Origin of the sequence: Mesorhizobium sp. M4A.F.Ca.ET.050.02.1.1, assembly GCF_003997725.1 — a bacterium.
In the GTDB taxonomy this organism is placed as follows: domain Bacteria; phylum Pseudomonadota; class Alphaproteobacteria; order Rhizobiales; family Rhizobiaceae; genus Mesorhizobium.
The window spans coordinates 1-25,052 of record NZ_RZSG01000008.1; the positions used below are offsets into that span (position 1 = coordinate 1).

23 protein-coding genes and 4 pseudogenes are annotated in these 25,052 nt (G+C 58.7%); 3 read left to right on the forward strand and 24 right to left on the reverse strand.

The window, feature by feature from the left end; all coding sequences use genetic code 11:
• Positions 1-173 (forward strand): transposase (locus EOA33_RS01520; RefSeq protein WP_190234179.1); only part of this gene is annotated, 173 nt, incomplete at its 5' end.
• A gap of 36 nt (positions 174-209) precedes the next feature.
• Here EOA33_RS01520 and EOA33_RS40165 read toward each other — a convergent pair.
• From EOA33_RS40165 to queC, 21 genes and pseudogenes are all read right to left on the reverse strand, one after another.
• Positions 210-287, reverse strand: a pseudogene (locus EOA33_RS40165) (hypothetical protein); the annotation flags it as partial.
• 72 nt (positions 288-359) lie between these two features.
• On the reverse strand, positions 360-677 hold the full coding sequence (gene fdxB, locus EOA33_RS01530; RefSeq protein WP_190234180.1) for a ferredoxin III, nif-specific: 318 nt from the start codon (positions 675-677) through the stop codon (positions 360-362).
• Positions 674-832, reverse strand: a complete 159-nt coding sequence (locus EOA33_RS01535) for a CCE_0567 family metalloprotein (protein ID WP_224571204.1) — start codon at positions 830-832, stop codon at positions 674-676. Before EOA33_RS01535 ends, fdxB begins: the two co-directional genes overlap by 4 nt.
• A 90-nt stretch (positions 833-922) precedes the next feature.
• Complete coding sequence (locus EOA33_RS01540) at positions 923-1,366, reverse strand: DUF269 domain-containing protein (RefSeq protein WP_245458601.1); 444 nt, start codon at positions 1,364-1,366, stop codon at positions 923-925.
• Between the two features lie 320 nt (positions 1,367-1,686).
• Entirely contained in the window at positions 1,687-2,832 is a 1,146-nt protein-coding gene (locus tag EOA33_RS01545) for a TlpA disulfide reductase family protein (protein WP_063170388.1), read from the reverse strand.
• Between the two features lie 272 nt (positions 2,833-3,104).
• Positions 3,105-3,482 carry a hypothetical protein gene (locus tag EOA33_RS01550; protein ID WP_024505270.1) on the reverse strand — a complete coding sequence of 126 codons (378 nt, stop codon included), beginning with the start codon at positions 3,480-3,482 and terminating at the stop codon, positions 3,105-3,107.
• Positions 3,483-3,495: 13 nt separating this feature from the next.
• Positions 3,496-4,794: a SidA/IucD/PvdA family monooxygenase gene (locus EOA33_RS01555; protein ID WP_063169368.1), complete on the reverse strand. Its 1,299-nt coding sequence runs from the start codon at positions 4,792-4,794 to the stop codon at positions 3,496-3,498.
• An 842-nt stretch (positions 4,795-5,636) separates the two neighbouring features.
• Positions 5,637-6,509, reverse strand: a complete 873-nt coding sequence (locus EOA33_RS01560) for a universal stress protein (protein WP_126087041.1) — start codon at positions 6,507-6,509, stop codon at positions 5,637-5,639.
• A gap of 95 nt (positions 6,510-6,604) precedes the next feature.
• Positions 6,605-7,420: a response regulator transcription factor gene (locus tag EOA33_RS01565; RefSeq protein WP_063169370.1), complete on the reverse strand. Its 816-nt coding sequence runs from the start codon at positions 7,418-7,420 to the stop codon at positions 6,605-6,607.
• Positions 7,417-7,896, reverse strand: a complete 480-nt coding sequence (locus EOA33_RS01570) for a NifX-associated nitrogen fixation protein (protein ID WP_024505267.1) — start codon at positions 7,894-7,896, stop codon at positions 7,417-7,419. Before EOA33_RS01570 ends, EOA33_RS01565 begins: the two co-directional genes overlap by 4 nt.
• Positions 7,897-7,912: 16 nt before the next feature.
• On the reverse strand, positions 7,913-8,410 hold the full coding sequence (gene nifX / locus EOA33_RS01575; protein ID WP_063169371.1) for a nitrogen fixation protein NifX: 498 nt from the start codon (positions 8,408-8,410) through the stop codon (positions 7,913-7,915).
• On the reverse strand, positions 8,407-9,759 hold the full coding sequence (gene nifN, locus EOA33_RS01580; RefSeq protein ID WP_126063827.1) for a nitrogenase iron-molybdenum cofactor biosynthesis protein NifN: 1,353 nt from the start codon (positions 9,757-9,759) through the stop codon (positions 8,407-8,409). The genes nifX and nifN overlap by 4 nt, the downstream gene beginning before the upstream one ends.
• A gap of 8 nt (positions 9,760-9,767) precedes the next feature.
• Positions 9,768-11,243, reverse strand: coding sequence for a nitrogenase iron-molybdenum cofactor biosynthesis protein NifE (nifE, locus tag EOA33_RS01585; protein WP_095489376.1), 1,476 nt, complete (start codon positions 11,241-11,243; stop codon positions 9,768-9,770).
• A 61-nt stretch (positions 11,244-11,304) separates the two neighbouring features.
• Positions 11,305-12,846: a nitrogenase molybdenum-iron protein subunit beta gene (gene nifK / locus EOA33_RS01590; RefSeq protein WP_126063826.1), complete on the reverse strand. Its 1,542-nt coding sequence runs from the start codon at positions 12,844-12,846 to the stop codon at positions 11,305-11,307.
• A 129-nt stretch (positions 12,847-12,975) separates the two neighbouring features.
• Positions 12,976-14,478, reverse strand: coding sequence for a nitrogenase molybdenum-iron protein alpha chain (gene nifD, locus EOA33_RS01595; protein WP_024505262.1), 1,503 nt, complete (start codon positions 14,476-14,478; stop codon positions 12,976-12,978).
• 87 nt (positions 14,479-14,565) lie between these two features.
• Entirely contained in the window at positions 14,566-15,459 is an 894-nt protein-coding gene (gene nifH / locus EOA33_RS01600; protein WP_024505261.1) for a nitrogenase iron protein, read from the reverse strand.
• Positions 15,460-16,510: 1,051 nt separating this feature from the next.
• Positions 16,511-16,707, reverse strand: a pseudogene (locus EOA33_RS40170) (7-carboxy-7-deazaguanine synthase QueE); the annotation flags it as partial.
• A gap of 160 nt (positions 16,708-16,867) precedes the next feature.
• Complete coding sequence (locus EOA33_RS01610; RefSeq protein ID WP_126063825.1) at positions 16,868-17,620, reverse strand: carbonic anhydrase; 753 nt, start codon at positions 17,618-17,620, stop codon at positions 16,868-16,870.
• Positions 17,621-18,390: 770 nt separating this feature from the next.
• Complete coding sequence (gene queE, locus EOA33_RS01615; protein WP_164752747.1) at positions 18,391-19,116, reverse strand: 7-carboxy-7-deazaguanine synthase QueE; 726 nt, start codon at positions 19,114-19,116, stop codon at positions 18,391-18,393.
• 5 nt (positions 19,117-19,121) lie between these two features.
• Positions 19,122-19,478 carry a 6-carboxytetrahydropterin synthase QueD gene (queD, locus tag EOA33_RS01620; RefSeq protein ID WP_126063824.1) on the reverse strand — a complete coding sequence of 119 codons (357 nt, stop codon included), beginning with the start codon at positions 19,476-19,478 and terminating at the stop codon, positions 19,122-19,124.
• Positions 19,478-20,176, reverse strand: a complete 699-nt coding sequence (gene queC, locus EOA33_RS01625) for a 7-cyano-7-deazaguanine synthase QueC (RefSeq protein WP_063170389.1) — start codon at positions 20,174-20,176, stop codon at positions 19,478-19,480. The genes queD and queC overlap by 1 nt, the downstream gene beginning before the upstream one ends.
• Positions 20,177-20,511: 335 nt before the next feature.
• Here queC and EOA33_RS38820 point away from each other — a divergent pair, with 335 nt between their 5' ends.
• Both EOA33_RS38820 and EOA33_RS01630 read left to right on the forward strand, forming a co-directional pair.
• A complete protein-coding gene (locus tag EOA33_RS38820; RefSeq protein WP_167512160.1) occupies positions 20,512-20,685 on the forward strand; it encodes a hypothetical protein in 174 nt (57 codons plus the stop codon).
• Positions 20,669-20,786: pseudogene (locus EOA33_RS01630) on the forward strand (transposase); the annotation flags it as partial. The gene EOA33_RS38820 and the pseudogene EOA33_RS01630, both read left to right, overlap by 17 nt.
• A 13-nt stretch (positions 20,787-20,799) precedes the next feature.
• Here the strand turns inward: EOA33_RS01630 and EOA33_RS01635 are convergent.
• The 3 genes and pseudogenes from EOA33_RS01635 to hisC form a co-directional block, all read right to left on the reverse strand.
• Positions 20,800-22,006, reverse strand: a pseudogene (locus EOA33_RS01635) (IS3 family transposase).
• Between the two features lie 244 nt (positions 22,007-22,250).
• On the reverse strand, positions 22,251-23,285 hold the full coding sequence (locus tag EOA33_RS01640) for an LLM class flavin-dependent oxidoreductase (protein ID WP_095484287.1): 1,035 nt from the start codon (positions 23,283-23,285) through the stop codon (positions 22,251-22,253).
• Positions 23,286-23,379: 94 nt separating this feature from the next.
• Positions 23,380-24,495, reverse strand: a complete 1,116-nt coding sequence (hisC, locus tag EOA33_RS01645) for a histidinol-phosphate transaminase (protein WP_126063823.1) — start codon at positions 24,493-24,495, stop codon at positions 23,380-23,382.
• Positions 24,496-25,052: the final 557 nt, after the last annotated feature.

Consider the following 25,052-nt stretch of genomic DNA (forward strand, 5'->3'; position numbering starts at 1 on the left):
AAATCCGCCGGCGCACCTATGTCGTGCGCATCTTCCCGAACGCCGAAAGCTGCCTGCGCCTGGTCAGGGCGCTGGCCGTCGAAACCAACGAAAACTGGATGGAGGCCAACCGCTACATCAACATGGATGACCTGCGCGAGCACAAGAAGCTTGCTTTGCGCCAAGCCGCATGACCAGCTCAGAAAGAGCACGCGGCCGAAGTAGCCGGCCTGAAGCAGCAGCGAACAGGCCAGCGTCGTGACGACTGCCACACGGAGAATCCAAAGCGAAGTAAACCATCGACGCATTGCTGCACAGGACCAGCCCCACGAGCCGACAAAAAGATGAAGTGCAACGCCGTTCTCCTGGTTTTCGCCAGATCATGTTGCGAGCTGGTCGGCCGCAACATGCGTCTGGCAGTTCTTGGGGCAGACGCGGCCGCAGGCTCCGCAGCCGATGCAGCGGCCGGCATCATCGACAACCATGATCATGCGATTGAGCTTGCCGTCGAAATCGTCGTCCTCGTCATCGCAGGGGCCGAGGATTTCACCCGCATCATCAACGCCGTGAAGATGCATGACATCGCGCGAGCAGACCTTGAAACAACGGCAGCAGCCGATGCAGGTCTTGCTATCGATGGAGGTCAGGTACGGCGGCATCCAAATGGAGCCGTCACGGGTGGTGAATGTGCGCATCATCCTAAATTCTTCATTGAAGCGAGTTCTCTCTTGGCAACATCCAACTCGGCATAAACGGCTTGGGTTTTCTCGGCGACTTCCTGTATGTCGGCCCACTTGCCCGGCAGACCCTCGACGAGGTCCTGCAATGCCATCTTGGCAATAGCTGCACGCAACTGGAGCTTTCAGACTTTTTTCCTCATCCTATCTAGGTCTGACATAGATCCTTTCTGGAACAATGGTTTCTTGATGCGCTCCATCTCGGGCTAGGCTTCAATGGCTGCAGTCGCATCGTCGACCAGTTTCGTACCGGCCTCAGCAAGTTTGCGGAAAGTCTCGAAGCCGAACCGGTGGACGTCTCGACAGAACGCCCAACCGCCGGAAGCCCCCACGGGTTTCATTTCTATTGTCGGCGACGTCGACACGCCGGAGCGCTCCTCGATCGCAAGCGCTACGGCGGTGTAAAACATGTCGAGCCTCCACAGCGCGTCAGGATCGGGATCGCCGCCAAAGGGTACCGCACGTTGCTGTTGCTTGGTGATGATGAACTCGGCCAGCAGCTCGGCATCCGAATGGCCTTCCCATAAGCCGAAGGAATCCTGAGTACGAATGAGCCGCAGGAGGCATTTGACGAACGGGGAAGCAAGGGCCTCGCCGTCCCCGTGGACAGCAGGGCCAACCGGTTCATGAGGAATTTCGCTTTTCCCCAATTTCAGTACTCCTCTTGAAGGACGATCTCTTTTTCTGCGATGTGTGGTTCGGGCGCTTGCGTGGGCGGGGAATGGCTTGGGCGAGCCGATCCCACGCAACAGTGTCCCGTGGCCGACCTCGAGCACGTCCACCAATGCGAGACCTTTCACCGCGGCGCGAACGCCTGCGCCGCGGTTCGACCCGAGGTAAACGCAATGGAAATTCCACCTGCCGCAAGCCGCGCACTTTTGCGGCATCGACGTTATTGCTGCGAAGTGCGCCTGGGCGGGCGGATTTGCCGGTGTTCAATTCCAATTGTCATGCCCTTCGCGATCCTTGCTCAGGAAGTGACAGCGTTTTGAGTTTCGGAAGTCTTGTTTTGCGGAGCCACACAGAGACCCGCGTGACAGGCAGGCTCACCCGTGTAGTTGGCCAGGGCTTGGAGCAACGAGGTGAGGTAGCGCTGTTTGGTTTGGTCCGGCACTGGCTCCGAATGGTCCAGCGATTTGATTGCCACCTCGATCAACTCGATCGCCCGGTCCTTGTTGCCGCTCTCGTAATAATACTGAGCGACCGGAAAGTAACACCCGAATTTAAAGTCTCCATCGCCTTGCGGAGGATTAAGTTCCAGGATCTGTTCGGAGAGCTCCTTGCCCATCGCAAAGCGATCATCATGCGGAAGATGGGAGTTGTCGATCGTGGGATGGAAGAGTTGGTTCAGCGCCATCACCACCCAAGACATCGCTTCGAACTTTTTGTTGATCGCGTCCTCGACCAATTCGCGCATAAGCGGCAAGCCGGTTTTGATGTCGCGCAGCTTGTGAAGCAGAATATCCGCATGAACCCGCCGAAAATCAAAAGAGTCTGGCATCACGGCGAGGCCTTCTTCGATGGCCAATAGTGCCGCTGCCCAATCCTCGTCCTGCATCGCCGGCCCAAGTTTGGCGTATATCGGCTGACTCAGCGACGATTCGCGCACACGCGAGATTCGCTTTGCATCGACGGCTTTCGCTTCATAGCTGCTGCGCCAGCTGCCGTTAAGGACTTTCGGCAAAACGTCATCGAGAGGTGCCGGGTGGCCGATATAAGCGATGTGGCCGTCGCGGTCGACCACGAACGAGGTGGGAATCCCGAACGAAGAGCTGGGTTCCAGCCAGAGCTTTTTCATTTCGCCAGTGCAATCGAACGCTGTCCGATAATTCAGATTCGGGAACTTCTCGGTCAGCCAGGCATCCACGTTGGTCCGCGCTTCGTCCGCGGTTGCAGCCTTTTCGCAAGCTGCGACTCCGATAATCTCAAATCCGCTGTCTTTATATTTCTCCTGCAGTTCGATCAAATGGGGCATGGCGTGGACACATGGTCGGCACCAAGTCGCCCAAAATTCAACGAGGTAGACCTTGCCGGGCCGAAGGCTCGTGAGGGGCTCGCCACGCAGCCAGTTCTCCACTTTCAGCGCAGGAGCCGGGGACCCCATACGCAGTTCCATCTTGGTGTCCAAAGTCATTCCACACCTTTCGTCTCTTTTGTCGCGGAATATTTTCCAGTCAAAATCGGACACGGTCTCGAGGGCATTGCTCCCTCTCGCTTGCTTCAGCGGAGCTCTCACCGTGTTGCCGCACATCAAGCACGGCAAAGGGCATGCCAACCCTTCTTAGCTTCGGCAAGCGCCGGTACCGCCTTGAATAAGCGAGCCCTAACACGGCCAGCTGACGTTAACCTGAATGTCGGCTTTCGACGGCTCACCTTAGCGGCTGCCGTTTAGGAAGGTGAGAGTTTGGCTGGCCCGCTGGCGATAAGACCGGCTTCGGCGTCCTGGAGTAGTCGCACTTCGGCGATGGGGTCGAAAGTGCGGGAGAGGCTCGGTACCCTTGCAGCCACCGCCGCATGTGGCCCGGCGTCATAATTCGCGTCGCGGTTGCCAACGGCGGCGTTGGGCTCGATCCACGTGGCGTTGAGCCCGACAGCACGTAAAGCTGCATCGTGATTGAATGCCCTTTGCTGTTTCACGCCAAGCAGGAGTCGCGCGACGCTACCTTGCTCAAGCGCGAGCAGAGCGATCTGACGCCGTAGGAATATTGCTCGTCCCGCTTTTGCCGCCAGAGGCGGAAATCTTTCCTGAATGCCACCGCCGATCATCAATATCGACGAATCATATCCCGCTGCCCATTTGTTCGACTCCGAGGTCGGGCCAGCACTCCGTCAAGGGACGGTTGATGAACCCTAGATGCTCGGGATTGGCGCATGGCGCGCGCCGCAGAAGGCTGTCAAGGATGCGGCGCGCTCGCCAGGCCAGCAGCCCAAAGTTCGGATCAGCCAGCCCGCGCTGTCCAAGGCAGGCGTTCTGAACGAAAAGGCGTCGGTCTCGCGGTCCGTCCCAGTACACCGAAAAATCCTCGCCGATGGCGAGCTCATTGCCGATCTGTTCGAGGCGATCTGCGATCGGTTCTAGGAAACCCGGCAGCGGTTTCTCGTACCCGGTGGCCAGGATGACGATATCGGCGGTTACTTCTCCGATGTTGTCCAAGCCGCGTTGCAGCGTGAGCCTGTGCCCTGCTCCGGCATTGATGCAGCGCGACACGTTGCAACTTGGCCGCAATGTGATCTCGCATTGGTGTGGCTCGAGAAAGGCGTGGTGGTAGAGCGCCTGATAGACCGCGCGCAACTTGCTTTCTGAAATGCCCTCGGAGGCAAGCGCGAAACGCCGCAGGAACAGCTGTCGATGCACCTCGCTCATCGCAGCAAAACGATCCGAGAAGCATGGCGTGAACAGCCCGTTTGTGAACGCGTGGTCGTCGAAAGGCATCTCGCGCGTCAAGACCCATGTGATCGCCGCGGGCCGCCGTTCTTTCGGCCGGCCGACAAGGTGCAGTAGCAGCTCGGCTCCCGACTGTCCGCCGCCAACAACGCAGACATGCTTTTTTTGCACCTCAGGATTGATGTGGGCCAACTCAGATGAGTGGAACAGGTTGGGTCCAGTCCAGCCATGAAACTGAGGCGGAATTTGCGCCTGCTTGCCTATGTCGATGACGAGGTTTCTTGCATCAAGGACCGCGTTGTCCGTCCGCACGCGAAACTCGCCGTCAAAGCGGATTTCGCGAACGGCCTCGCCGCCACGGACAAGCGGATTCTTCTGGAACGCCCAGTTGAGATATTGGGCGAACTCGGCTCTAAGCACCCCGTGAAATTGCGCATTGAGGAAATTGTAAAGACGCCCGTTCTCGTGGAGGTAGTTTACGAATGTGTAGGCTGATCGCGGATTGACCAGAGTAACCAGATCCTGGAAGTGGCCGACCTGGAGCTCCGCGCAATCGAAAGCGCTGCCTGGATGTCCTCGGAAATCGACCTCCCGGTCCAGGAACAGTGCCCCTTGCGCAATCTCTTCCTGTATCTGACACGCAAGGCTCAAATTAGATGGTCCAGCACCCACACCAATACAAAAGAGGTCCACTTATCCTTACTCCTCTAGGAGTGTTTTCCAACTCAGCGGCATGTTGACGTCGATTGCCGGGCATTGAGCAATGCGAACCTCACAGGCATGCTTGAGCCGCGGTCCCGACTGAGAGGACAGCAAAAGCGTGTGCCGCCTTCCAGGTCTTGGGCTCAATGTCGGCGGCATCGACAGCGGCGCGGCGTGATCCGAACCCAAGAGCAGAAGGAAAGTGTGTGATGCTGTCGCGCGGCTCTTCCGGATCTTACGGCGGCTTCTAGCGCCGGCCTCCACCCCAGGAGTGGCTGTTTCCCTGCCACGACGGAAGCGGCTCTTTCTTTCGAGGGGCGTAACCATGGATAACGGCTCTTAATGCTTTCGGAGACTCCCATGCATGCGGCGTGCCGGATAAAGACCTGTCAAACCAACGAGTTCGCGCAGTTCCAGCTCGTCTGGAATCCGACATTGTCGCACGCCCGACGATCGGGCAGGGGAAGCTCCGCGGCAGCGGCCCTTGCACACCGCAGGCTGACAGGGACAGCCGCCGATTTGACGCGCGTCCGGGTACTGATAAGGGGCCTTCCAACAGGGTTCGCGCACGAGGCGGGGTCTCCTGGTACACCCGCCCTGTGGCTTGGCTGCGGTCTGCTGCAGCCGTTCGTCTTTACTGCCCGTTGCGGACGATCTCGCACGAGTTGGTTCACGAGAGCGTCGTGAAGCAGTCGAGGCGTCCGGTTTGGCTCTGACAAGCGTCGCAAGATGTTCGCGGATCCAGCCATGTCTCCGCAATCCGACCGGTAACCGACGACGACTTCGGACTGGTTGGCGGTCCTACGACCTGATCGGTGTTCCTACGGAGCTGATCAGCGAGCCAAAAACAGCGGCAATGTGGTCTTCCCAAAGCTCCAGCTCGGCGGACCGCCGAAAATCCGCTCACGCAGCCCACGGCTGCCATAAGCACCCATAACCATCATGTCAGCACAGATGTCGTTCGCGTGCTGGGTCAGCACTGTGCCCGCCGATTTGCCGGCGCTCTTAAGCAGGTCAACGGAGACCCGAGCACCGTGCCGAGTAAGATAGGCAGCGATGTCAGCTCCAGACTGCGCGCCTTTCCCGTTGTTTTGCGCCTTTGGATCGACCATAGCGACACAGACTTCCTTGGCAGCGGATAGGATACTAAGAGCTTCCCGAACCGCACGCGAGGCCTCTACACGCGAATCCCAGCCGACCAGCACGCGTCGAGGCGACAGCGTCGCCTTAACGCCCTTCGGCACGATGAGCACCGGCTTTCCGCTATCGAACAAGCAGCCGTTGACAACAGGAGGTCCGAGAGTCTCATCGTTGAGGAGGTCTCCTCCAACGATCGTCAGGTCAGCGCAGAGCGCCCGCTGTCGTGCCACTTCACCGAGGCTAGCCGGATCGCAATAGTCGGTGTCAACGTCACAGGAAAGCGACATAGCTTTCAGCCTTTTGAGGATATCCGCGGACCGTCTTTCCATTCTGGTCACGTCCTGTGAAAATTTCTCGATTTGCTGAAATCGATAGTTCGGTACTGCAATTGCCTGTGCACGTCCTGTATTCCATTCGGGGGGCGGAGACAACATCAAGAGCAATGGAGGCGGTATAATGAGTACCGATAGGTGCGCGCCGACCTCGGCACACAGTCCGGCAGCTGTTGTGAGGTCCTCATCAGAATGATCAGCACCCGTCACACTGAATATGCTTTTAAATTCCATTTGCCTGCTTCTCCTGGTCTTCGTTAGGAGCGCCTCAAAGCGGCAACACCGCTCTCAGGAGGAAGAGAGAGCGGCACCACGTTCGATCACCGATTTCAGTCGTCCGGCTTCTCGAGCGAGTAGCCGGCCGACCTGACGGTGCGAATGACGCTGCCGGGCAAGGCCGTTTTCAGCGCCCTCCTGATTCGGCTGATATGGACATCGACGGTGCGTGCACCGACATGAATGTTGGGCAGCCAGGCCGCCCCGATAAGCTCGTCCCGGCTGAAGACCTTGCCGGGGGCCTCAATCATAAGCCGCAGCACGTTGAAATCGATCCGTCCGAGATGGATGTCGTGGCCATTACCGCGAACCCGATGGGCATCGAGCTTCATCTCCAGGCCTCCACAACAAATCCAACTGTCGTTTTCAACCCCGTTCGGACCACGCTTGGTCAGCCCGAGCCTCGCCCGCAGGCAGTCGAGCAGCTTGGCCGGAGCCACCGGCCGCACAAAGCTCTCAACGCCTGCCTTCAAGAGATCGAGGTGCTGGTGCTCGGCGCCAGGCGCGATCAGGGCGATGATAGGCAGGTCGGTGGTGCGCGGTTCCCGCTTGAGGTGGGCGCAAATTGCGGACCCGTTTATGCTGGCTGGGTCGCAATCCAGCACTACGGCCTGAAGCTCCCGTTGTTCGGCCAAGGCCAGCGCAGCCTTCGCGCCGTCTGCCGTCTCACTGCTGAAACCGTCAACCTCCAGTATGTGGCTGTAGAGCAGATAGAACTCGGCATCTTGCGAGCAGATCAGGACCAGCGGCTTCTTCATCGGCGATACCCCAACAACCTGGTCGGCCTCGAGTCCCTGGATCGAGGGGACTGGCCAACATAGTTTCTCGGGTCCGTCATGATGGCCTTTCTCGAAAATCGCGCCCATCATGCCAGCGCCACGTGGGGAAAGGTTTCGATGACTGAAATCGCATCGTCGACCAGCTTCGTACCGGCCGTGGCGAGCTTCAGGAGCGTCTCGAAGCCAAACCGGTGGACATCGCGCAGCGTTTTGGACAAAACGACCAGCCGTCCGGTCGTGAAAAGCACCCGACCAAAACCCTCATGGCTCACCTGGATCATCGGCGATGCCATAAGGCCGCAGCGCTCCTCGATCGCAAGCCCGATGGCGGCGTAGTACTTGTCGAGCCTCCACAGCACGTCGGGATCGGGATCTCCGATGATTGGGATCCCTCGGCGCTGTTCCTTGGTAATGATGAAGTCGCCCAGCAGCTCAGCGTCCGCTTTGCGTTCCCACGAGCCATAGGAATCCTGAGAACGGATCAGCCGCACGAGGCATTTGACGAACGGGGTGCAAAGAGCCGCCTCGTCTTCGGCGACAGCTGGGGGGATTGCGGGGTCAGGCATTGGCGTCCTCCTCTTTTCAGTCCTCGTCCTCGAAGGACGGTTTCTTTTCGGCAATGCCCGCTCGCGCCAGCACCTTGCGCAGCCAAGGCGGAGGACACGTCCTGAGCATCATCTGCGTGCGCAAGAGCACCTGTGGGATCGATTGGGGCTCCGCCACTTTGATCGGGTGGATTTTTGCCGCGACAAGCTTGGCTGCCGAAGGGCCGCCAATTGCCAGACAAAACAGGATCTGACAGCCCTTGAGCGCATCCACCTTTGGCGTGATGCGATCATCGCGCTCGGCCCGATGCTCCCCGCTTTCATCGGACACGTCATCGAAGGCCACGGCTTCTACGAGATTCCATTCCTCGCGCGTCACGTCGTAGACAGCAAAGCGCCTGGCCGACCCGAAATGGGCGTTGAGGTCCTGCATGTCCTGAGTGGCGATCGCAACGCGCAATGCGCCCTTACGTCGTTCAGGCATCGGGGCGAAAACCTCACTACTGACCAGCGAGAGGCGGCGAACAGCGTTCATCGTGATATTTCTCGATTACGGAGTGGATCAAGCGCCTCAGGAGTGGGCGCGTGTTGGTTGGCCTGGAAGATGCTGGCGACCTCGAAGATCATGTCGCGGGTGCCCTGATAGAGAATTGCGAGCTTGTGCTGGCTGCCTAGTCGATCGAAGACCGGGAACCCGATGCGCATGAGCGGAATTCGGAGCCGCTCCGATGCTTGGCGCCCGTGCGAATGCGTGACAAGCAGGTCAGCACCGACGGCAAGACTTTCCAGATCGCCGAGATCGCCGATCTGAACCGAAACCGCCGGGACTTTCTCGAGAATTTTAGACCTGTCGGTCGTTGTGACGGCCGCGGCTATCTCGGAGCCGAGGCCAGCAAAGAAGGTCGCAAGTTGGAACAGCTGGTCTGGTTCGGCAGCGATGGCAATTTTCTTGCCGCCGAAATGGAAATGTCCGTCGAGCATCGCGTCCTGCAATTGCGCCCGGCGCCGGCGCACGCGGGCCGGTACCGCCGCGCCCGAAATCGCAGACAGCAGCGACACGAAGCGGTCCGTGTCCTGCAGCCCAGTCAGTGACTGGAACAACACGTAAGGCACGCCGGTCAACCCGTGCAGCGCTTTCGCCGGGCGGCGCATGTGCTCACCGATGGCGATGCATTGCATGGCCGTGCCCAACTCGCGAATGTCTTCGACGCTGGTGCCGCCGTATGTGGTCGCTACCCAGCGGTCAGGAACCGTACCGTCGAGCGAGCCTGAAATGTCGGGCAGAATAACCGGCTTGAGCCCAAAGCTTTCAACCATGTCCCGCATATGCTCGATGTCGGCGATAGAGAGGTTGCATCCGGGCAGGATTGCGATCTTCTTCGGGTGCCGCGCCCGTTCGCCCGAGCGCGTAATCCCTTCGATCATTGCGGTGACTGCCTTGGCCCAGCCCTCTTCGATCGCGCCGTCAAAATCCGGCGTGTTGGCCAGCACGACCTCCGTACCCGCAAGCTGTTGCGTGTGCTTCCGCATGATGTTGGCAATATCACCCGCGCAATCTTCGCCACGCGTCTCCACCAGCGCGGTCGTGCACACCCCGATCAGCGTTGGCTTCGTGCGGTTCTTGAGGTTGAGGATCGCCTCTTCCAGATGGTCGGCTGCGCCGAGGATGGTCGCCACCTCATCCATCGCCGTAGTCTGCAAGGGAATCGCTTCTTTGAAGTGCCGCACGAAGAGAACGAGCGCAAAGCTTGTGCAGCCTTGGCTGCCGTGGAACAGCGGCATCGCACCGTCGACGCCAAGAAAGGCAAAGGCGGCACCCAGCGGCTGCGACGACTTCAGCGGGTTGACTGCCGCCGATTTGCTCTGGGGAAGGATGCGGGCCATCGGTCGCCTCAACACTCGTGTGCCGTCGCGCAGGCGAATTCATCAAACAGGTACGCGGTCTCGTTCCTCGTGCACGGCAATTCGCCTATCAGCTCAGGCTGGCAATCCCACGGGGCCGGCTGGCGCACCTGAGACCAGATCGGATTGTGAATGGCGAGGTCGATCTGGCGTACGAGTTCCACCATGCCGTCATAGCCGGCATAAGGATGCTGGCGCTCCTGGTTGATATCGAGCCAGGGCGTCTTGGCCTTGAGCGCAATGAATTGCGTGCGACCGCCCGACAGCATGATATCGGCCCTGTGTTCAGAGAGCATGGCGTACAGCTCGCTCGCAGCCATGGATTCGAACATGTGCTTGTCGTGCTTGAGAACTTGTTTGATGCGCTCCTTGTCCTGCACCGTAGATTTCTTGATCGAGGTGCCGACGATCTCGATTCCGATCTCCATCAGCGCATGGACAACCGACCAGGACTTCACACCGCCTGTGTTGAGCAGCACGCGCTTGCCTTGGAGCCTTTGCCGGTAGGATTCGAGTTTCTTCCACGCGATCGCCTCCTGCTGCGCGATCAGCGTCTCTGTGCGCTCGAGGATCTCCGGATCGGCGCCCTTCCTCACCAGCAGCCTGACAAGGTTTCGAAGAGCTTGCGATGTGTCGGAGATGCCATAGAAGGAGCCCTCGAAGAACGGGATGTCCCAGCGCTCCTCCATCTTGCGGGCAAGACTGATCAGCGCGGTCGAGCACACCATCATTGCCGCCCGGGCGCGGTGCGCGGAAGCAATGTCGCGGTAACGCGCATCGCCGGGAATGCAGGCGCGCACCCGGATCCCGAGCCGATCGAGGAGCGGCTTTACAAGCCAGAATTCGCCCGAGAGGTTGAATTCGCCAAGGATGTTGATGTCGTAGGGTCCGGGGTCGTCGGGTTCGACCGTGCCGATGACATGATCGAGCAACGCCTCGGCGGCGAGCTTATTGCCGAGGTTCTTGGAGCCTGCCAGGCCAGGCGCATTGATCGGCACCACGGCCAAACCGAACTTTTCCGTGGCGCGTTTGCACACGGCCTCGATGTCGTCACCGATCAGCGCCGTTACGCAAGTCGAGTAGACGAAGATCGCCGGCGGCGCGTATGTGTGCTTGATCTCGCGGATCGCCTTGAAGAGTTTCCGCTCGCCCTGCCCCATCACAAGGTCGAGTTCGGTGAGGTCGGTCGTGAAGCTTGTCCGCCACAAGGTCGGCCCTGACGAAACCGCACCACGGTTGTCCCAAGAATTGCCCTCGCAGGCGAGCGGCGCATGGACCAGATGCGCAACGTCGGTGATCGGCTGCAGGACGATCTTGGCTCCGTCAAAGGCGCAGCCGCCGGCTGCCGCCCCTGGTGTCAGCGACTTCGAGCAGCCCTCCTTGCGCGCCTTGGCATCTTTGCCACGGTTCTTATCGCAGGCGGGCTCATCGAAGGCGTCCTTGATTTTGGCGCTGAGGGAGGACATTGCTCAGCCTCCCCAGTCCATTGGGCAAGGAATGGCCTCGGCGAAAAGCCGGCCACGGCTCTTAGCGCGTGAGGTCATAGGAATAATCCGTCACACCCGTCTCGCTCGTCTCGCGATCGAGTTTGTCGAAGATCTTGTCGAGGATCGTCGTCAGCACGCGCAACGCTCCCTGGTAGCCAAAGAGCGCAAAGCGGTGATGATGGTGCCGATCGAAGATCGGAAACATCAGCCGGATCAGCGGTGTTCCGGTGTCGCGCTCCAGGTACTTGCCGTAGGAATTGCCGATCAAAAGGTCCACCGGCTCGGTAAAGAGCAGTGAGCGCAGCGCCCACAGGTCCTTGCCCGCCCAAACCTGGGCAGCCTTGCCGAAAGGCGAGGATGCTAGCAGCTTCTTCAAATCGGCTTCCCATGCCGAGGTGCCATTGGTGGCGAGGCAATGGGTTGGCTCGCCGCCGGTCTCCATGACAAAGCGGGCCATTGCGTGAACGAAGTCGGGATCACCGTAGATGGCGTATTTCTTACCATGCAACCAGGATTGGCTGTCCGCCATGGCGTCTACCAGTCGGCCGCGCTCGAGGCGAATTGCCTCGGGAATCTCCTTGCCGGAAATCGCCGCGACCTCCATCAGGAATTCGTCCGTCGCCTGAACGCCGAGCGGATAGTGGAACGAGGCCGTCGCCTGCCCGACCTCCTCGCAATAGCCCAGTGTCTTTCGGGTGTTGTGATGCTGCAGCGAAAGCGTTGCCTCGGCGTTGAGGGCCTTCTTCACCTCGTTGATCTTCGTGCCCCCGTCATACATGCGGTATTCACCGTCCGAAGGCGTATCGAACTGGTCAGAGGCATCCTGGATCAATGTATAGGACACGCCCATTACATCGAGCAGGCGCTTGAGCTCCCGGTTGTTGCCGACGCAGAAGCCGTCGAAGCCCGGAATGATGTTGATGGTTCCTTCGATTTGCGTACGCTCCTGACCTTTCCAGAAGTGCTCCAAAATGCCTTTGACCATGTTGTCATAGCCGTCGACATGACTGCCAACGAAGGCCGGGGTGTGGGCAAAGGGCACGTCGAAGTCGCGCGGGACTGAATCTTCGTCCTTGGCGTTCTGGATGAAGCTGTGCAGGTCGTCGCCAATGACCTCTGCCATACAGGTCGTCGACACGGCAATCATCTTGGGGTCGTAGAGCTGGTAGGTGTTGGCGAGCCCGTCGACCATGTTCTTCAGGCCGCCAAACACCGCCGCATCCTCGGTCATTGAGGAGGAGACCGCCGCGGCAGGCTCCTTGAAATGGCGCGACAGGTGCGAGCGGTAATAGGCGACGCAACCTTGGCTGCCGTGGACGAAGGACATGGTTCGCTCGAAGCCGGCGGCAGCGAATACCGCACCCAGCGGCTGGCAGGCCTTGGCCGGGTTCACGACAAGCGCTTTGCGGGCGAGGTTCTTTTCGCGGTATTCCCACGTCTGGGTGAAATCGCGCTGATCGGAAATGATTTCATCGGGGTGCGGACATTCGAAGTTTAGCTTCTTCTCAGCGAGCATCTTTCTGTATTCCGGCTCGCGGAACAGGGGAGCGTGATCGAGAATTTTTTCAGCCGACTGCGGCATGATGATTACCTCTTTTGCATCTGGCTGCGCGGGACGGCAGCTCAGGACGTCAAGACGTTCCAGGCTCCGGCGGATCAGAGGCCGCGGGAGTTCACCGTCTCAGTGGGAGACTGGGGCTGAAGCAAATGTTTATTCGGCAGCCATCGCCCGCTCATCGCCCCGGCTTCTTTTCCAAGGCGCGTGGAATAGGTCCCAGACCGGGTTGTTAATGGCGAGATCCACATCACGTGCGAAAATGGCAAAGCCATCGTAGCCGTGATACGGGCCTGAATAATCCCAGGAATGCATCTGGCGGAACGGTATGCCCATCTTCTGCACCGGGTATTTTTCTTTGATTCCCGAGCCGACCAGATTTGGGCGAATCCCTTCGATGAATTTCTCCAACTCATAGCCGGTCACGTCATCGTAGATCAGCGTGCCGTTCTTCACGTAGTGGCCGGTGCGCTGATAGTCGTCGCTGTGGGCGAATTCATAGCCGGTGCCCACGATGACCATGCCGAGGTCCTCGTAGGCCGTGACGACGTGGCGGGGGCGCAGGCCGCCCACATAGAGCATCACGGTATTTCCTTCCAGGCGCGACAGGTACTTGGCGATGACCGCATCAACAAGCGGCCTGTACTTGGCAATGACCTTTTCGGTCTTCTCCTCGATTTCCGGCCCAAAATGCTTGGCTATGTTGCGCAGAGAGGCTTCGATCTGGGAGGGACCGAAGAAATTGTACTCCATCCAGGCGACGCCATACTTTTCCTCCATATGCCGACAGATGTAATTCATCGACCGGTAGCAGTGGATAAGATTGAGCTTAGCCTTCGGGGCGCGCTCGATCTCTGCGAGTGTGGCGTCACCCGACCAGTTGCCAACCACGCGCAGCCCTATCTCCTCAAGCAGTATGCGCGAGGCCCAGGCATCGCCGCCGATATTGTAGTCGCCGATGACGTTGACGTCGTAGGGGCCGGCCTCGAACTTGACATCCTTTTTGTCGAAGACCCAATCCCGGATTGCATCATTGGCGATGTGGTGGCCAAGCGACTGCGAGACGCCGCGGAAGCCCTCGCAGCGTACCGGCACGATCGTCTTGTCATACTCCTTGGTCTTTTTGCGAGAAACGGCCTCGGTGTCATCGCCAATCAGGCCGATAGGGCATTCGGACTGCACGGTGATGCCGTTGTTGAGCGGAAACAAGACTTCAATCTCGTCAATGATCTGTTCCAGCTTCTTGTCGCCGCCGAAGACGATGTCCTTCTCCTGGAAATCGGAGGTGAACTGCATTGTCCCGAACGTGTCGACGCCCGTTGTACCGACGTAGTAGTTGCGGCGCTGCGACCAAGAATATTGGCCGCAGCCGACCGGGCCGTGCGAGATATGGACCATATCCTTGACTGGCCCCCACACCACGCCTTTCGAACCAGCATATGCACAGCCGCGAATCGTCATCACCCCGGGAATGGACTTGATGTTCGATTTGACGTCGCATTCGGAAAGGACCTCGCTTTCCCCGCCAGCCTCGTTGCCGCTCTTTGCGACGTTGAGGTGCTTCTTGCGGCGCTTCGCCGCCTTGTCGGGATAATGCGACAGCACCTCTTCGATAAGCTTCGCATGAAGAGCACCGTCATTCTCGTATTCCCGGCTCATGAGTCCCCCTTTCAAGGTTGGGTGACGCCTCAAAGAATAGGCGCCGTTCTCTGCAAGGCGCGCCGATTCATGGCAGCGCTAATGTCACTACTGGGCCGCCGCCTTCGCCGCTTCCTTGGAGTGAAGCTCGGCAAGCATCTGCTCGTCGGTCTTCATGATGCCGAAGTCGAGCAGCATCTCCTCCAGCTCCTCCATGGTGATCGGCGTCGGGATCGTACCCTGGCCCGAATTGGCGTGGATCTTCTCGGCCAGAGCGCGGTATTCCCCTGCCTGCTTTGAGTCCGGCGCGTACTGGATCACCGACATCTTCCTGAGTTCGGCATGTTGGACGATGTTGTCGCGGGGCACGAAGTGGATGAGCTTGGAATTCAATCGGCCAGCCAGTGCTTCGGCCAGATCGAGTTCGCGGTCGGTTTGACGTTCATTGCAGATCAGCCCGCCCAGCCGCACACCGCCCGAATGGGCATATTTGAGGATGCCCTTGGCGATGTTGTTGGCGGCATAGAGCGCCATCATCTCGCCGGACATGACGATATAGATCTCCTGGGCCTTGCCTTCGCGGATCGGCATGGCGAAGCCGCCGCATACCACGTCGCCGAGGACGTCATAGGAGACATAATCGACATCGTCATAAGCGCCATTCTCCTCGAGGAAATTGATCGAGGTGATGACGCCGCGGCCGGCGCAACCGACACCCGGCTCGGGGCCGCCGGACTCCACGCACTTGATGCCTCTGTAGCCCACCTTGAGCACGTCCTGGAGTTCGAGGTCTTCCACCGAACCTTCCTGTGCGGCGAGATCCAGGACGGTATCCTGAGCTTTCGAATTCAGGATCAAGCGTGTGGAATCGGCTTTGGGGTCGCATCCTACGATGAGGATTCTCTGCCCGAGGTCGACAAGGGCAGCGAGCGTATTTTGGGACGTGGTGGACTTGCCGATGCCGCCTTTTCCGTAAAAGGCGATCTGACGCAGACCTGACATAATAGCTTTCCTTCCTTCGTTCTAATCATCGCGACTGCCCGCGACACAAGTGCCGATAGGCAGCTCGTGCCGCCTCACACCAAGCATCGCAAAAAGCGTACCAGCGTGATCGGCCGATCCCAGAAAAAACTTTGTCATTAAATTCCAGCCGCTTAGACGGCGGCAAAACGCGCGAACGGGCCTTTCAGGCGTCTGTCACGGACACGACAAAGCCGACACAGATTGTCGTGCGCCATCCAAACCGCCGTGTGTCGAGCTCGAAGCGGGAGAATGGGGAAGTTAGCCCAAAGCTGATGGCGAGACCATCGGAAGACATCGGCTCTTGTCTTTCCAGCCTGCCATTGATCGGGCGGTCGCTGGATGAGCAGGAGCCTGGGGCTTGACCGCGGCGCGGGTAGTTCAGGCAGGCTTACAGAGCGGGAACGCCGGCGGCCGATAGACATCCGCGCTTAACCTTTCATAGCCCGTCTACAAGTTGGTTCCGCCGACGCGCTATATGGAAGCCAAATAATTCAGTAGCTTAGCCGAGAGCATTGATTTTTTCAGAAAGATACGTGTTATACGCGTACGAACCGCCGAACCCATGGTCGGCGCCCTCATGCGCGTGAGACCCCGTTGTGGGCGAGGCTCGCGACTGGCTGCACGATCCTAGCCGGCCTGCTTGCCATTGAGTTTGGTCCCGCCGCGGTAGGCTGCGGCATCAAGGGCAACATCAGCTACAACACTGGCAAGAAGATTATCACGTTCTTGGACAGGAATCTTACTGGGAGACACGCATCAACAGGCGGGCGGGCGGGCTTCGAGAGGTTAGTGTCGCGGCAGCTTGCAGATCTGCCCACGGGGCCGCCACGATCGCAAAGTGTGTACAAAAGCGCCCTCTCTGCCGAACTGAACAGTGCTCACGGCCATAGCCTCGGATGAGCCCGACTGGCTTGACCTCTGCATGATGAGAGCAGCTTTTACACCAGGTGCGCAGCACATGTCTTTAACGAACGCATCGTCTTCAAGAATATAGAGAGCAATTCGGAAAACCGAGTAGTTGGCGGCGAAGCTAGGAGAAGGTATACACCACCCTCTTGTTACCCCAGAGTAGAACGTGCAGCTGCGGCAAGACGCGGGCTTCGAACCACCTGTCGCTGGTCACCTTTTCTACCAGCGATTCCATGCGCATCATATTCCGTCGGACTCGACAGAGACGTCTTCATTACCACGGCGGGGCGGCGTGTGATTGCCGGGTTGCAGACAAACCTCGCCGCGACGTCTTTGGGACGAGTGGTGTCGGCACCGAATCCCTATCATTTAGACTAGCCAGCTTGGGGAGCGCCGTCAGACCGCCAGACCGGAAGAGGAGGCTTCGCGCCAACTTGTGCCAAGAATGTTGGACCGTGCGGAACCGCTGGGGCGGCGCTCAACTCTGGCGCAGGATGAAGCGTCGATTGGGTGAATGAATAGGGCGCGCGTTCGACGGGTAGAGGGAGGCAAATCGCTGGATGTCTGCCGGATCAACGTCAACCGGTTCCATCGCCACCATCCACTCGACGTTTTCGGTGCACGGCGGCGTCGTCAGTGAGCCCTCATAAGTCCAATAGCCAAGCGAGGCTGGCAGAAGCCAGTTGGGATTCACCTCGTCGATCGTCACCTCCCCATTCGGCAGTTCGGGAAAGGCCGCAGCAAGGGCAGCAAAGCTGGCATTTGTCGCGCCGGGCGTTAAAAAGACGCCCAGCACGCCCAGAGTACCACTTTGCGTGTCCTTGTGAACGAAATGCACCTCCATCGGGAAGCTCTTGCCCGCCACGTGATGTTCGCTTGGCGCATGGAAATGGAACTGTACCAGTTCGTAGACACGATCGCTGCGGGTCAGCGTGCTGCCTTGTGGCATATTGATTTGAATGGTGTGGCCGTTGTTCACCATATTGCCGCCGCCCTTGTGCCAGCCGATGGCGATATGCGGGATATCCGCCTTGACCGCGCTGTTGATATTGATCGGCGATTGCTGCGTGCCGGCAGAGCATACGAAATTTTCCTTATCCAGATCAGCCCAGTGCTCCGGTCCGACCGGACCGGTGTACCCCCAATGGGCACTGGTCGCTTGGGCGGCTTGAACGCAAATCCGGCATGCGCCGAGCGCAACCAACCCTTTGATCAGGTGACGACGATACATATTACTTTTGCTCCTCTTGCGAACTGATGTTGGTGGCTGCCCTAATGGACGCGTGATGGCCAATCGGCGCGGCCAGTATTGTCCTTTGCAACTGATAGATGCCCGCATGCCTTGGCGTGCTTTCATAAGTGCGGCTGCCGTTTCTCGGCTGGCCGGCTTCTGCAGCCCGCAACGGGAGCAGTTTCAACCAGCTAAACGATAAAAAATTTGAGCAGACCAGCGCTTGACCCCCGCCGCAAAGGCACAGGCGAAGGTGATCACTGCGCGGCTGCCGTTCGCGCCGGAGGCCGCATCGCTATACTTTACACTCGCTGCCCAAGGAGACGCAGGCGACCCTAATACGTTTTCATCGCTACTCCCGACGCAGCCGACCCACGCCACGAAAACGTTGCTATATTTCACGTTGGGCCAGTGAGGAAATCGATCTTCTTTATGGAAGGCATTTGCGCAATGGATGCATTCCCATGCTGACAGTCGTGCGTCAGGCCGGACAATGAGATACATCGATAAGAGCTGGACAAGGATGAGGGGATGACGTGCTTGCGACGGAGCAGGTGGGGCGAGAAGGCCAGTTCTTGCGGATTTCAACTTTGCGTGACGACAGCTCATCGGAGTCAAGGTGACACACGCCGGCAGCGGGGTGTCCGGGCGGTTTCCAGCCGCACAATCGCGAGACCGCTGACGCGAACAAAGCTCGGCTGTACTCGGCACGCGAAGAGAGCCTGCCAAGCCGTTGGAGCCCGGCCTTCCGGTGCGACGCAAGCCGCAGACTAGACCGCCCTCTTGTTACCCCAAAGCAGAACGTGCAGCTGCGGCAACACGCGGGCTTCGAACCACCTGTCGCTAGTCACCCTTTCGACAAGCCATTCCATTCGCATCATTATTCCGTCCAAGTCGACAGAGGCGTCTTCACTGCCAGGGCGCGGCGGCGTGTGATTGCCGGGTTGCAGATAGATCGGAAGGTGCGGATATCTCGCCGCGACTTCTTTGGCGTAGGCATAGTCACTCTCGTCGAAAACGACGAGCTTGAGCACGATTTGCGGCTTCTCTTGCGCCGCTTCGAGGCATGCATCAAACGCAGCCCAACGGGTGGTCATCTCGCTGGACGGCGGCTTTGGGCTAAGGGTCAGCACGTCAAGATCCGCAAACCACTCCCTCACCACGGAACCCTGCGTTTCCAGTGCAAAACGATAGCCCTCGCGATGGCCGCGTTCTATGAGGGGACCGAACGGCTGAATGGCCGGGTTGCCGCCTGACAAGGAGACCATAACCGGCCTGCCGCCGGAAAGCGCATGGACGGTTTGCCACACGGCATCGATCGGCATCGGTAGCCATTCATGGCGATACTGATTGTCCACCGCGTGAAGGCTGTCGCACCATGAACAGCGATAATCACATCCGCCGGTTCTGATGAACACCGTCGGCAAGCCGATGAGCACGCCCTCGCCCTGGATAGTCGGCCCGAATATCTCGCTCACACGGATTGCGGGATGCATGTCGGTCACGGACGGTATTCCGCCCAAGTTTTCGGTGTTTCGCTAACGCGCACGGCCGCGGTCTGCGGCAGACGTGCCTTGCACCATTCATAGAAATGTCTGGCCAGGCATTCCGCCGTGACCTTCTCATGTCCCAGCACGTCGTTGAGGTGCCGATGGTCGAAGCTCTCGTCAATGTAGCGTTTGAGCGGCGCCAGATCGTGATAGTCGCGCACGAAGCCGTGGGCGTCCAGTTCCTTGGCCGACAGCTCCACTACGACGACATAGTTATGCCCGTGCAGGCGCGCGCATTGATGGTTGGGAGGCAAGGAGGTGAGCTGATGCGAGGCCGAGAAGTGGAATTCCTTGGTGATGTGGAACATTACGCGCGCCTCCTGCGCAGCGCCTCAAGCCAGAAATCGGCGTCCTCGTAGTCGGTGGGATCAGCGTGCCCGGCGAGATGGAACGCTTCGCGCCGCTCGACGCAGGTCCCGCATCGTCCGCAGTGACGCACGCCGCCCTTGTAACAGGACCAGGTCTCAGCAAACGGGGTGCCGTATCTTGCGCCATCCGCAACAATGTCAGCTTTTCCGAGATTCACATACGGTGCATAGAGGCGTATCTGCGCATAGCCGTCGAGCGCGCGGTCTTGCATTGTCTGGAAAGCTTCAATGAAGGCCGGACGGCAATCGGGATAGATGAAATGGTCCCCACCATGCACGGCCGCCGCCACCGCTTCGGCGCTGTGGGCGGCGGCGAGACCGAAGGCGATTGCCAACATGATGGCATTGCGGTTCGGCACCACCGTAATCTTCATCGTGTCTTCGGCGTAGTGGCCGTCCGGCACGTCGATACTGCTAGTCAGCGCTGAGCCGGAAAGGCCACGGCCAATTTCGCCGATGTCGATGATCTGGTGCGGGACCTTCAGTCGCTGCGCGCAAAGAGCGGCGAAGCCCAATTCCTTCCTGTGCCGTTGGCCATAGTCGAAAGATAGAAGGCCGGTGAGTTCGTGCTCCGCTGCCACCATGTGAGCAAGGGAAACGGAGTCCAATCCGCCAGAGCAGACGGCGAGAGTCTTCATCATTGGTATCCTTGTTTTGACCGGGTAAGGCTGCGACCGGAGATTTCTCTGCGCCCCCACTACTCCAGCGACTCAGTTTTGTGAACCGGGAGAATTTGCGCTCAGCCCGATTGGAACGGGAGTGCGTCGCGTCCAACACGCGTGATCAATAAAAGTTGAGCGCTTCAGCAGTTTGTTTCGCATCGCGCCAACTTTCGCAATCTGCTGTCGGATCGTCGACTTCGAGACAAGGTGATGTTCGGCCGACATCGGCTGACTCTTAATTAAGCCGCAGAACACATGTTGGCTTTCTGGCCTTCGCTTGTGCGGTTGGCACGACAATTGACATTCTAATTGTGGGGCGGCACACCCCGCCAGCCGAAAGTGGCAGTGAGCTCCTTCAGGCGCAGGTTGATGTGCTGATTATTCGGCGATTTTCCGATCTCGAACCAGAAAGCGAGGGCGACATGGATGCCAGCAAATTTGACATTGGCGACATCCGCCTGGAGAACCCTGCGCGGCGCGATTGAGGCCGCAGGCGAGCCTGCTCTACCTGCCGCCCTACAGTCCCGACTTCAATCCGATTGAGAACGCCTTCGCCCAACCTAAGGCGCTGCTGCGAGCAAAGGCCGACCATCAAGGCTCTATGGGACTGACGTTGCCCCAGCAGTTTTGAGTTCGTTTCCGGCGTGGGTTGTGCCCTGCTGGGCGGGTGAAGCGACGGGCGCTGGCGCGGAGCCTTTGGCATAGCGCAGCGCGAGCGACCGTCGCGGATTGAAGGTGCTGGCGAACTTGGCCGGGGTCTGCCAGGCGATTTGGGAGTGCGGCCGCGCGGTGTTGTAGTCGGCGTGCCACAGGGCGATGGCTACGCGCGCCTGAGCCAGCGAGGTGAACAGCGTCTCGTTGAGCAGTTCATCGCGCAGTCGGCCGTTGAAGCTCTCGATGAAGCCATTCTGCATCGGCTTGCCGGGCGCAATGTAATGCCATTCGACGCGGTTCTGATCCGCCCAGGAGAGGATGGCGTTCGAGGTGAACTCGCTGCCATTGTCGCTGACGATCATCCTGGGCCGGCCGCGCTAGTGATGAGCCGGTCCAATTCGCGGGCAACCCGCATGCCCGAGAGAGACGTATCAACGATGAGTGCCAGGCACTGTCTCGTGCAGTCGTCGACGACGGCCAGGATGCGGAAGCGGCGCCCGTCGGTGAGCTGGTCCGATACGAAGTCGAGCGACCAGCACTCGTCGGGCCTCAGCGGCACCAGCATTGGCGCCCTGGTCCCGATCGCCCGCTTGCGGCCGCCACGGCGGCGAACGGCGAGCTTCTCCTCCCGATAGAGCCGGAACAGCTTCTTGTGGTTCACGACCAGGCCCTCCCGCCTCAGCATCACGAGAAGACGCCGGTAGCCGAACCGGCGACGCTCCTGCGCGATCGCCTTCATCCGCTCGCGAACCTCCCGGTCGTCCGGCCTGCTGGTCTGGTAGCGAACCGTCATGCGGCAACAGCCGATGGCTTTACACGCCCGCCGTTTGCTCATCCCGAAGCCTTCCTTCAGGCGAGCGACAGCTTTCCGCTTGGCGGCGGGCGTCACCATTTCTTTCCCACAAGGTCCTTCAACGCGGCATTGTCGAGCATGGCGTCGGCCAGAAGCCGCTTCAGGCGCGTGTTCTCGTCCTCCAGCCCTTCAGGTCGCCGAGCCTCGGTGACATCCATCCCGCCGAAGCGGGCCTTCCAATTGTAGATCGAGGCGTCGCTGACCCCGTGCTTGCGGCACAGATCGCCAACCGATACCCCGGCCTCGTGTTTCTTCAAAATTCCGATGATCTGCTCTTCAGAGAAGCGGCTGCGTTTCATGTCCTGATCCTCTGGATGGGCCAGAACGAACTTCAAACCGGATTAGATCAGAGGGGCAAGGCCTCGGCGCGGTCGTCGACCTCTTCACCCCAGCCGAATGTGCCAACTACTTCAAAGCCGCAGGATATGACCTGGATCAGATAGGACGTGCTCCAATGGTTTACACCTGACAGGAGTCCGGCCCCCACAACCGTTTCGCAATGAGGAGCAGCGCTGCCGCTGCTCCTCCAATCACACGACGGATTCACGATGCGGCAACTCGAGCCATGATTTCGGATCGAATGGCCGATGCGGTGTATAGTGAGGCATCCAGCGGCAAATCCCCAAATGCCAGTTGACACAGAAGATAATTAGCACCTGCCTCTTCCAGCTGATCAAGGAGAGCTTTTCGGACAGAATCTGCCGTTCCCACGACGCACAATTCACTTTCAATTGCTGCATCGAAGTTCAAAGGCAAGTTTGGTGGAGTGGAAATGGCATTTAGTTCGTATAGAAATTTGAAGCTATTGAGCCATCGTTCATAGGCAGGTGCTGCGAGCAAATACGCATCTGTTTCAGAACGCCCTATCACCACCATTCGGAGCAATCCAAGAAATGGCGCTTGCTGGCCAATGTCAGCATCGTGAATTCGGGCGGCGCGGAACGCGTCGGTAACGCTGCGAACAGAAGTGGAAGGTCCGACGCAGGCGATGTTTGCCCCATTCGCAGCGGCCCAGCTAGCCGGCTCGGGTCGATTGGTGGCGATCCATGTCGGCGGATGGGGATATTGGTGAGGTCTCAACGTCAGCGGAACATCTTTCAACTCAAAGTGGCGGCCCTGATAAGAAAGCGTCCCGCCTTTCATCGCATTGATGAGAATCTCACTGGCCTCCGCATACTGTTCTGGTGCTGCTTCTACAGCAACCCCGAAGTATCCCAATTCAGTGGGAGCAGAGCCGCGCCCTATGCCGAGTTCAAGCCTGCCGCCGCTCAACTGATCAAGCATGCAGATCTCCTCGAAGGCACGCAGCGGATGATAGAGCGCAAGTAGCATTACCATGGGACCAACACGAAGACTGCGGGTTCGCTGGGCGACGCTCGCTAAGAACAAATTCGGTGATGGACCTCTGCCATGCGGCGTACAGTGGTGCTCGGCGAGATGATACGCATAAAAGCCATAGCCATCGCACGCTTCTGCTAGGCTCAGCCGATCTGCATATTGTTGTGCGATGTCATCGCCGTTTTCGTCCAGATGATCGAAGATGCCGAAGGTCAGGCCCGAAGCGGAAATTTTCTTCAATTAATTGTTCTCCAAATTACCTATTATTTATTCGCTAATCATCATAGCTGGCGACATATCAGCACCTATTACTTGGCGCTTAATGTGAATTGACTTAATGCTTGTGCACACCGCGATTCTTCTTAAAGCTCATACAGACGCGTTTGGCGGCAGCAAGGAATTTGTCCATCTGCTCTGTGGTGCCAATGCTGACGCGAATACAGTTCTTCAAATCTACGTCAGGAAAGCTGGCGATGAGGATCGCCTGCTCTTTCAACGCGGCTTGCCAGCATGAGCCCTCCTGTCCCGCCGGCACACGGGCCAGCAAAAAGTTTGCGTGGGAGGGTGTTACGGAAAAGCCAAGTTGCAACAGCGCCAGGGTCACTCGCTGTCGTTCATGCTTGATGTGCCTGTGGTTCTCTTCGTAGGCGTGGCGATGCGCAAGAATGCTTTTCCCGACCGCCTGCCCGATCACGTTCATGTTGAAGACATTCTGGATGTTGCGCAGCCTGCCAATGATTTCTGGGTGACCGAAACCGAAGCCGACTCGCACGCCAGCAGCAGCATAGCTCTTTGAAAAAGTCCTCAAGATCAAAAGATTCGGATGTCTATTGACGAGGCGCAGGGCATTGTCGGGTGCGAAGTCAACGTAGGCCTCATCCAAGACGACCAAGCGATCTGCTTGCTCCACAAGGCGTTCGATTTCGGCCACCGGCACGAATGTTCCGGTCGGATTGTTCGGATTAGCCAACAGAATGAACTTCGCGTCTTTTGCGGGGCCGGACAGCAGTTTTTCTATCGGCAGGGGATGAGCTTCGCTCGATGCGATTTCGAGAAACTCGGCACCCTGCAACATGGCAAGTTTACGGTTGAACGAAAATCCGGGCGACAGCATCGCCACTCTATCTCCTGGGGCGAGGAAAGCTCTGTAGATGAGTCCGAGCAGCTCCGACGAACCGTTGCCGGCAATCACCTGATCTTTGGAAAATCCGTAAGCATCGGAGGCAGCTGCCCTTAAGCTGAGATTGTCGTCTTCCGGATAAAGATACTGGTGTTCGATCGCAGCAATTGCACTTTGCATTACGCTCTTCGGCAACGGAAACGGGTTCTCGTTCGTATTTAGCTTAACGCAATTTGCATCCGTCGCTGGTCCGTTGGACGAGAGAGCATCTAATTTGCTGGCCACCGGCGAAAAAAGCGAAAGCACGGTCTTCAGTTTTGCATCGCACATGTTCTTCTCCGTTTTTCAGTTCCGCAGGGCATGTGACATGAGGCAATAGTTGATCGTGACTTGATCGACGTTCGGCTATATCAGCGCTGCCTTCCCACCCTGGTGGGGATCGCCGACCACGGTTTGGATTTGACACCGGCAAGCTGTCGAGAACCTGATGACGACCCAACGTGTGGCCGACGGCCGATTCGGCGCAACAGACGGTGTTTCAACATCGCATCGTCCTCAAAGCCGCATGCAGGGCCTGCACGACAGCCCGTCTCCAGCGCCCGCAGATAGGTGGAAGCCGAAGTCTTGCCGAACCTCAGTTGCTCTGCCACCTGGCCCACCGGACTGCCCTGTTTATGGGTCAGGCGCAGGATATCTCTGACGCTCGTTCGTCTTGCTTGCTTCCGTCTTGGCATGGGCTCTCTCGGTTTGCTGATGAGAGAGCCAAATACCGGCTCATCTGAGCATGAGACGCAGGCCTGACGATATGGAGCGTCGCTGTGGCGCGCGTAGCCAAGAGGGTTCGCCTCGGTGGCGGGGCATGCAAGACGGCGCACCTCCTTAGCCAT

Excerpts from the sequence above, each read along its gene's own strand:
- EOA33_RS01565 (WP_063169370.1), bottom strand. The coding sequence starts at position 7,420 with ATGATGGGCGCGATTTTCGAGAAAGGCCATCATGACGGACCCGAGAAA.
- queD (WP_126063824.1), bottom strand. The coding sequence starts at position 19,478 with ATGTTCCACATCACCAAGGAATTCCACTTCTCGGCCTCGCATCAGCTC.
- EOA33_RS01560 (WP_126087041.1), bottom strand. The coding sequence starts at position 6,509 with ATGGAATTTAAAAGCATATTCAGTGTGACGGGTGCTGATCATTCTGAT.
- queC (WP_063170389.1), bottom strand. The coding sequence starts at position 20,176 with ATGAAGACTCTCGCCGTCTGCTCTGGCGGATTGGACTCCGTTTCCCTT.
- nifE (WP_095489376.1), bottom strand. The coding sequence starts at position 11,243 with ATGTCCTCCCTCAGCGCCAAAATCAAGGACGCCTTCGATGAGCCCGCC.
- fdxB (WP_190234180.1), bottom strand. The coding sequence starts at position 677 with ATGATGCGCACATTCACCACCCGTGACGGCTCCATTTGGATGCCGCCG.
- nifD (WP_024505262.1), bottom strand. The coding sequence starts at position 14,478 with ATGAGCCGGGAATACGAGAATGACGGTGCTCTTCATGCGAAGCTTATC.
- nifK (WP_126063826.1), bottom strand. The coding sequence starts at position 12,846 with ATGCCGCAGTCGGCTGAAAAAATTCTCGATCACGCTCCCCTGTTCCGC.
- nifN (WP_126063827.1), bottom strand. The coding sequence starts at position 9,759 with ATGGCCCGCATCCTTCCCCAGAGCAAATCGGCGGCAGTCAACCCGCTG.
- EOA33_RS01570 (WP_024505267.1), bottom strand. The coding sequence starts at position 7,896 with ATGCCTGACCCCGCAATCCCCCCAGCTGTCGCCGAAGACGAGGCGGCT.
- queE (WP_164752747.1), bottom strand. The coding sequence starts at position 19,116 with ATGCATCCCGCAATCCGTGTGAGCGAGATATTCGGGCCGACTATCCAG.
- nifX (WP_063169371.1), bottom strand. The coding sequence starts at position 8,410 with ATGAACGCTGTTCGCCGCCTCTCGCTGGTCAGTAGTGAGGTTTTCGCC.
- hisC (WP_126063823.1), bottom strand. The coding sequence starts at position 24,495 with ATGTGCGATGCAAAACTGAAGACCGTGCTTTCGCTTTTTTCGCCGGTG.
- nifH (WP_024505261.1), bottom strand. The coding sequence starts at position 15,459 with ATGTCAGGTCTGCGTCAGATCGCCTTTTACGGAAAAGGCGGCATCGGC.
- EOA33_RS01545 (WP_063170388.1), bottom strand. The coding sequence starts at position 2,832 with ATGGAACTGCGTATGGGGTCCCCGGCTCCTGCGCTGAAAGTGGAGAAC.
- EOA33_RS01550 (WP_024505270.1), bottom strand. The coding sequence starts at position 3,482 with ATGATCGGCGGTGGCATTCAGGAAAGATTTCCGCCTCTGGCGGCAAAA.
- EOA33_RS01610 (WP_126063825.1), bottom strand. The coding sequence starts at position 17,620 with ATGTATCGTCGTCACCTGATCAAAGGGTTGGTTGCGCTCGGCGCATGC.